Here is a 10,548-nt window from a genome sequence, read left to right as displayed (position 1 = left end):
ATAATACATAGATAACTTTATTGTTGATAATAAAGTATACTCTATTATTTAAAGTATACTATAACTTTGATATTATAGTCTACTGTTAAATATATAATTACTTAATTTATATTAAAGTAAACGGTATTCGTTTTATGCTATTCGGGTAAACCTTATATTTAAGGTTTACCCGAATATATATATAGTGCCATTTATGTGTAAACTTCATTATGTAATATAAAGTTTACTTTAAATGGAATGTTTTTTCTTAAACCGTTTGCAAGCACATCATTTATGGCTTATATTTTAGGAAAATAAGAAAAAGACTACGAAAAATAATCCACTAAATAATTAAGAGCTTTAAAAAGTTCTTTGATGAAATTATGGATAATTGGAAAGGAAAACATGAAACACATTTCAGTACTGATCAAACCCGCCTCTTCTTTGTGTAATTTACGATGCAAGTATTGCTTTTATGCTAACGTTAGCTCTCTTAGAGAAGTGCGCTCTTTTGGCAAAATGAAACCGGAAGTCGCAGAAAAAATGATTGAAAACATTTATGCTGATTTAGACGATGGCGATCAGCTCACCTTGGGTTTTCAAGGGGGAGAACCCACCTTTGCCGGTTTGTCCTATTTCCAAGCAATTGTAGCCTTGGTAAAGGCACAAACAAAACAGATTCAGGTACATTATGCAATCCAAACAAATGGCACTCTGATCAATGAAAGCTGGTGTCGTTTCTTAAAAGAAAATAATTTCTTAGTGGGCTTATCGATTGACGGTCATCCGCTGTACCACGATTTGAATCGGGTGGATACAAAAGGGCGGGGGACCTTTCAACGGGTACTGCACACAAAGCACTTGTTTGATCACTATCAGATTGACTACAATGTCCTGTGCGTCTTAACGAACCCTTTGGCAAAGGAAGCCAAAAAAGTCTTTCAATTTATTAAAAAAGAAAAGAATGAGTACGTCCAGTTCATTCCTTGTCTGGATGATCTGGATGCCACGGAAAAAAGCCCGTATGCTCTGACTCCGAAACGCTTTGCCAGTTTTTACCATCAGTTGTTTCACTTATGGCTGGCAGAATTAAGACGCGGCCAGTACATCAGTATCAAATTGTTTGACGATCTGGTGAATTTATTGGTTCATCGGCAAGTAACCGCGTGTGGTATTCTGGGTAATTGCCAAGTGCAATATATCATTGAAGCCGATGGCAGCGTCTATCCCTGTGATTTTTATGTATTGGATGAATACCGCATGGGTTATATTCAGGACCAGACATTGCGGGAGCTGTTTGAACAAGAGATTTCACAAAAGTTTGTGTGCGACAAGCCGCCGTTATCTACTCTTTGTCAAGCCTGTCCGTTTCTGTCAATGTGCCATGGCGGGTGTAAACGCATGAAAGATGCCATGTATGTGGACGAGCAGGCACAGATTTGTGGCTATCGCTCTTTGTTGAAAGAATTTATTCCTCATATTGAAGAGATTTTGAGTATTGTCCAAGGAGGGGTGGCATGATTTTAACCGGTCTGATTTATTTTATCGTGATTATTTTGGCAAATTCCATCGGTGCGGTCTCAGGAATGGGTGGGGGCGTAATTATCAAACCGATTCTTGATTTTATTGGCGCCCATTCTGTAGCGGCGATTTCGTTTTATTCAACGGTCGCCGTTTTTACGATGGCGCTCGTCTCTACTTGGCGGCAGATAAAAAATGGGGTGGCAGTCAAAGGACGGGTGATTGGCTGGATTTCGTTGGGGGCTGTTATAGGGGGATTCTTAGGCAATGTAACGTTCGAAAGACTTCTGGAACTCTTTCAAAAGGATCAAATGGTCCAACTGATCCAAATTGGGTTGACCGTCCTTACCTTATTATTCGCTTTTTTTTATACGAAATATGACTGGAAGAACTTCCATTTCCAATCCCTTGGCTGGTATCTGGCTTGTGGGCTGACGCTAGGCTTTTTAGCCAGTTTATTAGGCATTGGCGGGGGACCAATCAATGTCTCCTTATTGATGTTACTGTTTGCCATGCCTATCAAGGAAGCTACGGTCTATTCAATTGGGACGATTCTTTTTTCCCAGTTGGCAAAAATCGTCACCATTGGCAGTACCACGGGTTTTGCCCGGTATGATCTGACGATGTTGGCGTTTATTGTCCCCGCAGCGATTCTTGGGGGCTTGATTGGGGCAAAGATGAGTAACTTGTTGTCACCGAAAAAAGTGACACTGGTATTTCAAGGTGTTATTTTGCTGGTGTTATTCATCAATATCTATAATGGAGTACATTTATTTTAGAAAGAAGGAATAAAGATGATTCAGATTCCAGGAGGAACCTACGCCATTGGAACGGATTTACCTGACGGTTTTTCAACAGATAAAGAAGGACCTCGAATTTCAGTAACGATTGGGGATTTTTTCATAGATGAAACGACCGTGACAAATCAAGAATTTGAAAAATTTGTGGCGGCAACGAAGTATGTAACCGAAGCTGAAACCTTTGGCTGGTCGTTTGTTTTCCATTATTTTTTAAGGGATGAAGTAAAAGAAAAAAGTCGCCGAGTTCCACAGCTTACCTGGTGGTATGCGGTTGACGGGGCCGATTGGCGTCATCCGGAAGGTCCAGGAAGTTCAATCAAGGAACGAATGGATCATCCGGTCGTTCAGATTTCCCGCAACGATGCGGTTGCGTATTGTCAGTGGGCAGGCAAACGATTGCCAACAGAAGCCGAATGGGAGATTGCGGCAAAAGGCGGAACAGATTCTGAACGTTATCCTTGGGGAAAGGAATTAATGGAAAACAATCAGTACCACTGCAATATTTGGCAAGGGGATTTTCCCATCACCAATGATTTGTCCGATGGGTTTGCCGGAACGGCACCTGTAAGAAGTTATGAACCCAATGGCTACGGAATGTATCAGGTGATTGGAAATGTGTGGGAATGGTGCAGTAACCCAGCACGAATCGATTTGGCGGATTTTCAATACAAGTCAGCTACAGACTTTTGGGAAAGCAACCAAGAGATAAATGATGCCAGTTATGCCACTCGTGGCGGTTCGTTTCTATGCCATCAATCCTATTGTAAAAGATACCGTCTTGCGGCTCGAAATGGCAACACGGGTTCGTCCGCAGCAAATAATCTAGGGTTTCGCTGTGTGAAAAGTCAATAACAAGAAAAATGGTAGTTGGTATTGTAAAAAATCCAACTATCTTTTTTGTTGTTAAGATAGTCAGAATACCTCTAAATCACAGTGATTATGGTACAATAGTCAAAAAGTAAAGGCATTTTTTTGGAGGTTTCATGGTGACTTTTTATAAAGAAAAAGCGTATGCGGCATATTTAGCAGAGCAAAAAGTGCTAACGGAGCTGTCTCAAGAAACATATCTAAAAGTAGTTCGCGATTTTTTTTCATTCATTGAAACTGCGGGCAGTGGTTATCAGGATGTGCAGACTATCGACAATGTTACCGAACATGAGATCCGACTTTATTTGAACCATTTGGTACGTTTAAGGGAAGATGGAGGAAGAGGATTTTCCTACAACACGCGAGTTCGCTATTTGTCGGTTCTGCGCAGTTATTTTGAATTTTTGATGAAGCAGCGATACATCACCGAACTACCAACGTTGGGTCTAAAATTGGAGAAAGTGAAAGAGACAGTTGACACACAGCCCGTGACTTTTCAATGGTTGTCAGAATTACCTGGAATTTTGAAAAAGGAGCATTTGAGTATGGAGACTCGATTTGCTCTGTTATTACTTTCCAAACGAGTGACCATTGCTCAAATGACCACATCGGGATTTTACCTACAATTAAAAACGATTCTTTTTACTCCAGAAGAACAGAAGTTTGTAGATTCTTATTTTCAATATATAAAAGAAAAGCAACAACAATTCACCAGTTCGGATTTATTTTTTAAAGAAGCAATGCGAAAAAATAAAAACGGAGATACCCCATTTTTGTTGTCCCGTACGGCACTAAATAAGATTTTATCTAGAGAGCAGGCAAAAATCGGGTTTCCCGTAAAGCCGACCCAACTAATCAGGGAGGCAACATTAGCTTATCTTCAAGAAAATAAAGCACTCTCTGATGCAGTTTTGCTGGATAAGTTGAATATTACGTATCCCTATTTAAAAAATCTGCAGAAACAGTTGATTGTTAATGGCTGATGCCTTTTTAAAACGATAATAATGTTATGTAAACTTAGGAAAGTAAAAAATCATAATGGAGGGAGTGTCTTTTTATGCATACAATAACGAAACTAAAAATTGATTGTTCGCCACTGGATGTTTATCAGGCGTTTATTGATCCTGCTAAAATTAAAAATTTTTGGTTTTCTTCAAGTTCGGCTATTTTTGAAGAAGGAAAAACAATTCGTTTAACTTATGACGAGTATAGCTATCAGGGTGAAATGACAGTTATTGAATTGATTCCAAATCAAAAAATCAAGTTAGATTGGGAAGGTCATGAAGTAACGATTTGGTTGACAGGACTGGGGAATGGGACGATCGTCGAAGCGATTGAAGAGGGATTTGATGAACAGGCAGAAGATATTATTGATCAATTGGTTGATAATAAAGAGGGCTGGATTTACATGCTGACTTGTTTAAAAACTTATCTTGAATTTGGTATTAGCACGTTACGAGCAAATTTAGTAAAATAGATCAAAAAATGACGCCAGAGCTGGCGTCATTTTTATTTTGTGATCTGTCATGAGGAAGCTTTGTTTTTAGAAAATTGGTAAAAACATCCGGCTAAGCTGATTAGAAGTAAAATCAGCAAGATACCGAGAGCTACTTGAGACCCGATAGTAGTTGCTGCTTGATAGGATTTGGAGCTGTGGGTTTGAAAGAAATTAATCACTACAGCAACGAGAGAAGTTGCGACTGCTCCGGAAAACTGTTGCAACGTATTAAAAATCGCATTGCCGTCATTTTGCAGTTCAGAAGGAAGTGTGTTCATTCCAGTTGTCATCAAATTACTGTAGGACAATCCTAAACCAATCATGTAAAAAACATGTCCGGCAATCAATCCCCACAATGGGCTGATTCCCAAAAGAAGCATCAGAGCAAACCAACCAATTGTTGCTAACACTAATCCGATAAGAATTGGTTTTTTTGGTCCGAGCTGATCTAAAATTTTTCCTGAAATTGGTGAAAGAATAGCACCAATCGCAGCACCCGGCAGCATAGCTAAACCAGCTATAAATGCACTTTGATCTTGAACGATTTGAATAAAATTTGGCAATACAAAGGAAATACCTAGCAGTAAAAATTGATAAACTAAAAAGCTAAATAGAAAAAGTCTAAAAGCTTTGTTTTTAAAAACAGTTAATTTCAGTAAGGGTTGCTCCAGCTTTATCGTCCGTCGATAGAATACTAGTGCGCCGCTTGCACCAATCAGTAGAGCGAGCCAACTGATTGGCTTGCCTAAAAGACTTAGAAAAATCAAACTGCCGCTAAATAAAAGTATCAGTCCTAGAAGGCTGAGAAGATCTAATCGGCCAGTTTTAATTACTTTGTTTTCAGGAATCGCATATAGACCGAGAATGAGGGAAAGAAGCAAGACAGGAACAAGGAAAATAAAAATATAGTGCCAAGAAAGATTGGATGTCAGGATTCCGCCATAAGTCGGACCAATGGCAGGTGCAATCGATGTAGTCAGCGTACCAAGCCCCATCATGGTGCCCCGCTGATTTAATGGGGCGTAGGTCAAGATGATATGAAACATCAAGGGTAATGCAATTCCGGTGGCAATTCCTTGCAACAATCTTCCTAGGAGTAGAATTGTAAAATTTGGTGCAAGAAAGTCTGTAATCAATCCTGCAAGAAATGCCATGTTGGAGACAAGAAACAAGGAACGAATGCTAAAGTTTCTATGAAGATAGGTCGATAATGGAACAACGATTGAAATCATCAACAGGTAGATTGTTGTAATCCACTGGACGATGGAGGTACTCAATGAAAATTCCTCAATCAGAGTAGGAAAGGTAACGTTCATTGCGGTTTCAATCAAAACTCCCGCAAAGGACATGACACCAGTTGCCAAAACAGCCGGTGTTAAATGAATTTTTTTCTGCAAAAAGATCACCTCTTTAGTTATTTCGCACAAAAAAAGAGCCAATTTCTATCCGAAAATAGAAATCGCCTCTCTCTCGACACGCAAAAACGTGTTATCTGTACGATTATTAATCTAAAAGAAGGGTATCATAGGTTGTATTTTGATGCAAGAGATAAATTGAAAGTTTGCAGAAAAGAATCATATCTTTGATTTGTGTAAAGTTAGTCAAAAAGTAAAATAGTATGAGAAATCTTTAATTATTTCTCCCATGTTTGTAAAGTTGAGTTAAAATGTAAGCGGTTCATATGGGTTTTTGAACTTTTACTATTTGGGGAGGGAAGAAAAGTGAGGATACCCTATCGGAGAATCAGGAGAAAAATATTTTCAGGAGTATCATGGTCAGTAGGTTCTTATCTTTTAGTTTTTTTAATTCCTTTCCTCGTCGTTTCGCTCATCTGGTATGATACTTCCACGGAAAGTATTAACAAGCAAGTAACATTGACTGCTAAAAATCAACTGCTGCAATTAAAATATTCTCTGGAAAATAATTTTCTACAATTAGATAATATTACTCATCAAATGCCTTATGACCGTCAATTATCCTTAAAAAAGTTTGAACATCCTTACTATTCCCGCGAAGGACAGGCCAGCTTAAAAAAGAATATGATGAGTAACAAGCTAGTTGAAGAAGTCTATTTGCACTACAAAGAAAGCCCCTTTAAATTGTTTTCCTCAAACGGAACAATATCTGTAGAGGGTTTTTTAAGAAAAGAGATTCCCAACAATGTGTTGGGTGAAAAACAGTTAGTGACACAATTTGACTCTGCAATTCCAACTCTTTTGACCGCAGAAAAAAGCTTGCTTGATCGACATAATCCCAAATTTTTTTATATCGTACCATTACAAAGTGACGATATGACCGTCTATGGTTCAGCAATCTATTCAATCAAAGAATCTAGTTTGATTCAGATGCTTGATTTGACTAATAGTGACGGTGTAAGTACAAATTATTTAATCAACGAAAAAAATCAAATATTAGCGAGTACTGGTAATAATGAATTGAGGGATTATTTAAGTAGCTCAAAGCAAATTGCAGATTTAATGAAAAAAGACCATTTTCAGTTCAAGAATCAAAAGTACCTAACACAGGTTTTACATAATGAGGGGTTGCAGCTTACATTTGTTTCTGTTACTAACCCTGCAAAGGCGTTGGCTATCGTTAACCAGGTTCAAACTAGGTTTATTTTGATTTTTCTTGGGATTTTATTAGTTGGGCTTGTGGTCGTTAGTTTGATTGGATTATATTCTTATCGTCCTGTTCAAAAAATCAAACGTTTAGTAGACTCATACAACCAAAATGGGACTTCCGTCAACTCGATGGGAGATGTTCATGAGTCAATTGTACAATTCTTGAATGAACAGCAAGAATTACATGAGGAAATCCGTCTGCAAACACCACATGCACGGGAACAAGTCTTGAGAAAATTGTTAAGTGATCGTTTTAAGTCAGAGAAAGACCTTAAATTACTTTTACATTCTGTCCATGTAAATTTACCGGGAGAAAATTATTTTGTGATGATCATTGATGAGAAAACCGCCCGTGATACCTTGTCTAAGGATTTTTCTTTGATGGATTATTTAGAAAATGTAAAGGGAAACGGGTATACTGCGTATGCAACAGAGATTCTTTCCTCAGAAGTTATTGCTTTGTTGATTAGTTATGATCCGCAAATGACACAAAAGAAAGTGGTTCAGGAAATAAGTAAACTATTAAGGCGCTCACTAGTCACCCTACCGACAATGGGAGTTGGCAGTATCGTTCATAGATTAACCGCATTTAATGTTTCATACATTGATGGACTTGCAGCTCTTGATTACAGTAGAAATGATAAAAAACTGGTTTATTACACTGAAATCTCTTCTGTAGAGTACTCCTCAACAATCAGTTATCCGGATAACAAAAAGTTAAAATTAATTCAAAGTTTGACCCAAGGGGATTTGGATATCGCTGTTGAAACTATTCAATGGCTAATCAAGCATGGATTGGAAAAACCTAAGTCAGTCACTGCCAGAAGAATGTATGGTTTTTATATCCTTAATACTATGGCAAAAACTGGCGGTGAGATTGTAGGAGAGCCACTTTTACAAATGGCAGAGGAAAGTGCAGGTTTTTCAACTCTACAAGAATTAGAAACCAGCTTGCTAGATATGGCAAAAATAATTTGTCAAATGGTGCAAAACAAGCCTCAAAATCAAGAATCGCAGCTAAAACGAAATTTATTTGAATATATCGAAGAGAATTTTATGTCTTCTCAGTTATCTTTAGAAATGATTGCTACAGAATTCAATTTATCAGTTTCTTATTTAAGTCGTTTTGTAAAAAAAGAAAGTGGACTGACCTTCTCCAAGTATATTCAAGAATTACGTCTAGAAAAAATCAAAAAATCTTTAGTGGAAACAGATTTACCAATCAAAGAAATTATTCGAAATTGTGGGTACTATGATGTTTCTAACTATACGCGAAAATTTCGCACGATTGTTGGAGTGACACCGGGACAATATCGAACCATCAATCAAGAAAAGGGTCAGCTTTACAAGAATAATTAGATGTAATCGTTAAAACCGAATGGTAGGGTATCTTTTTCGATCCTTACACCATTCGGTTTTATGATTTTGTTTACTTATTTTTATCAGCGATTTCCTCAACTAAAGTAATCTCGATGACAGGAACTAATACATTCGGTTTTAAAACGGGTAGAGTGATTACAATATCTTCAGGGGCGATAGTTGCTTCTGTAGAAGTAATTACTTCATCTGGATCAAATCCACGGAAAAAGATTTCCGAGCCATCATTTAGCAATCGAATGAACGATACTTTTCCTGCTAAATTTTTCAGATGGAGATTTCGATAAGGATAAGAATACAGGTGCAAATATAATTTATTTCCATTTTGTGTATAGCGGCAATCAGCAGGGGCTTCATAATCACTATGACGACAACCAATAACTGCTTTTTTGTGCAGACGCATCCAGTTCCCTATTGCCTGCATCCTTGTTATTGCCCGCTCATCTAGTTCTCCTCGTGGGTTTGGTCCGATATTCATCAAGAAGTTGCCATCTTTAGCGACTGTATCAATTAACATTTTAAGCAGCATTTCACTAGATTTCCATTCCTGATTATCTCGATCATAGCCCCATGTACCATACATAGTTTGGCAGGCTTCCCAAAGAACCGGCAGGCCCTTTTTTTCTAGAGGTTTATCAGGCTGAAATTGTTCGGGGGTTGTAATTCCACGACCTAATTCTAGGCGATCATTGATTAAAATATGAGGCTGCAGTTTTAGACATAGTGCTTCTAAACGTTGGCTATCCCAATCAATCGCTCCTTTACCTTTCGACCAGCCCCAATCGCGGTGACTGTAGGGGAAATCATACCAGATATAGTCAATTTTTCCATAATTTGTTAATAATTCGGTTACTTGCCCGGCTAAATAATCTTGATAGATGCTCATGTCCCGTGAGTCGTTTGTTCGGCGAGCTTCTGCATCGCTCCGCAATGGGTGAAGTCCATCTAAAGTAAAGTGTGGGTGATGCCAATCAATCAGGGAATGATAAAGGCCAATTTTTATTCCCACGTTACGAAAAGCAGGCAACAGTTCGGCCAATAAATCACGACCAAATTCAGTATTGGTTACTTTATAGTCAGTGAATTGACTATCCCATAAAGCAAACCCCTCGTGATGTTTTGTGGTGAAAACCATATATTGAATCCCACATTTTTTTGCTTCTTGTGCCCAGCTATCTGCATCAAATAAGTCTGGATTAAAATTTTTAAAGTATTTTTCGTAGTAAATTTCAGGACTGATTTGTTCGGTAGTCATAAACCATTCGTGTCGTGCTCCGACGCTGAACAGACCGAAATGGATAAACAAACCAAAACGATCATGAATGAACCAGCTTGGGTCAGGATAAAAATCAGGCCAGTTTTCAAATTTTTGCATTTTTTTCTCCTCTAATCTAAAAATTGTGTATCCATCATGGTTGTTTCTTTGATGCGCCATTGCCCATCTTCTAAAACAAAGGTATGGAAAGCTTGAGTGACATGGTCGCGATATTTTTCTTTTCCTTCATTGATTGTCTCTTGACGTGCTTCAACCAGTAGCGATTTTTTCTCCTGTTTGACTATTTCAAAGGATAATAGTCGATGGCGCAAATCATATTTTGAAAAAAAGGCGGTCATCTCTTTTTTTGTAGCCGAACGAGAATCTTCACTAATGGTTTTTAGATAATTATCAATATTTTCAGTTGTAGCAGCTGCCAGATTGTCTGTTAGCACTTGTAGGCAACGTTCTGCAATCTCCTGATTTTTGATATTTCCGGTTACTTCCGGTGTGGTATTTTTGTCCGTACCCTCAGTGCTGTTAGTAGCCTTACAGCCAACTAGTAAAATCAATAGAACGCAAAACAGCAGGAAAGTAATCCTTTTATTTATTTTATGTGCCTTCATT

Annotated in this window: 9 protein-coding genes; 6 read left to right on the top strand and 3 right to left on the bottom strand. The window is 38.1% G+C overall.

Features of this window, described 5'->3' with window-relative positions:
- Positions 1 to 384 precede the first annotated feature (384 nt).
- The 5 genes from BAU16_RS05435 (at position 385) to BAU16_RS05415 (ending at position 4,644) form a co-directional block, all read left to right on the top strand.
- Positions 385 to 1,500, top strand: a complete 1,116-nt coding sequence (locus BAU16_RS05435) for a radical SAM/SPASM domain-containing protein (RefSeq protein ID WP_161526660.1) — start codon at positions 385 to 387, stop codon at positions 1,498 to 1,500.
- On the top strand, positions 1,497 to 2,279 hold the full coding sequence (locus tag BAU16_RS05430) for a sulfite exporter TauE/SafE family protein (protein ID WP_048603629.1): 783 nt from the start codon (positions 1,497 to 1,499) through the stop codon (positions 2,277 to 2,279). The genes BAU16_RS05435 and BAU16_RS05430 overlap by 4 nt, the downstream gene beginning before the upstream one ends.
- 15 nt (positions 2,280 to 2,294) lie before the next feature.
- Positions 2,295 to 3,152 carry a formylglycine-generating enzyme family protein gene (locus BAU16_RS05425; RefSeq protein ID WP_161526659.1) on the top strand — a complete coding sequence of 286 codons (858 nt, stop codon included), beginning with the start codon at positions 2,295 to 2,297 and terminating at the stop codon, positions 3,150 to 3,152.
- A 134-nt stretch (positions 3,153 to 3,286) separates the two neighbouring features.
- Positions 3,287 to 4,150: a site-specific integrase gene (locus BAU16_RS05420; protein ID WP_161526658.1), complete on the top strand. Its 864-nt coding sequence runs from the start codon at positions 3,287 to 3,289 to the stop codon at positions 4,148 to 4,150.
- Between the two features lie 74 nt (positions 4,151 to 4,224).
- Entirely contained in the window at positions 4,225 to 4,644 is a 420-nt protein-coding gene (locus tag BAU16_RS05415; RefSeq protein WP_161526657.1) for an SRPBCC domain-containing protein, read from the top strand.
- Positions 4,645 to 4,691: 47 nt separating this feature from the next.
- Here BAU16_RS05415 and BAU16_RS05410 read toward each other — a convergent pair whose 3' ends face one another.
- Complete coding sequence (locus BAU16_RS05410) at positions 4,692 to 6,068, bottom strand: MDR family MFS transporter (RefSeq protein WP_161526661.1); 1,377 nt, start codon at positions 6,066 to 6,068, stop codon at positions 4,692 to 4,694.
- A gap of 318 nt (positions 6,069 to 6,386) precedes the next feature.
- Between BAU16_RS05410 and BAU16_RS05405 the strand changes: the two genes are divergently transcribed.
- Positions 6,387 to 8,648 carry a helix-turn-helix domain-containing protein gene (locus BAU16_RS05405; RefSeq protein ID WP_161526656.1) on the top strand — a complete coding sequence of 754 codons (2,262 nt, stop codon included), beginning with the start codon at positions 6,387 to 6,389 and terminating at the stop codon, positions 8,646 to 8,648.
- Between the two features lie 70 nt (positions 8,649 to 8,718).
- Here BAU16_RS05405 and BAU16_RS05400 read toward each other — a convergent pair whose 3' ends face one another.
- Both BAU16_RS05400 and BAU16_RS05395 read right to left on the bottom strand, forming a co-directional pair.
- Positions 8,719 to 10,041, bottom strand: coding sequence for an alpha-L-fucosidase (locus BAU16_RS05400; protein WP_048603633.1), 1,323 nt, complete (start codon positions 10,039 to 10,041; stop codon positions 8,719 to 8,721).
- An 11-nt stretch (positions 10,042 to 10,052) separates the two neighbouring features.
- Positions 10,053 to 10,547 (bottom strand): hypothetical protein, encoded by a 495-nt coding sequence (locus BAU16_RS05395; RefSeq protein WP_053082149.1) that lies wholly within the window; start codon positions 10,545 to 10,547, stop codon positions 10,053 to 10,055.
- Between the last annotated feature and the right edge of the window lies 1 nt (position 10,548).

Origin of the sequence: Enterococcus sp. JM9B (genome assembly GCF_009933265.1) — a bacterium.
GTDB lineage: Bacteria > Bacillota > Bacilli > Lactobacillales > Enterococcaceae > Enterococcus_C > Enterococcus_C songbeiensis.
Note: the sequence above shows the minus strand (reverse complement) of the source record. Positions and strands in the feature narration are given on the sequence as shown.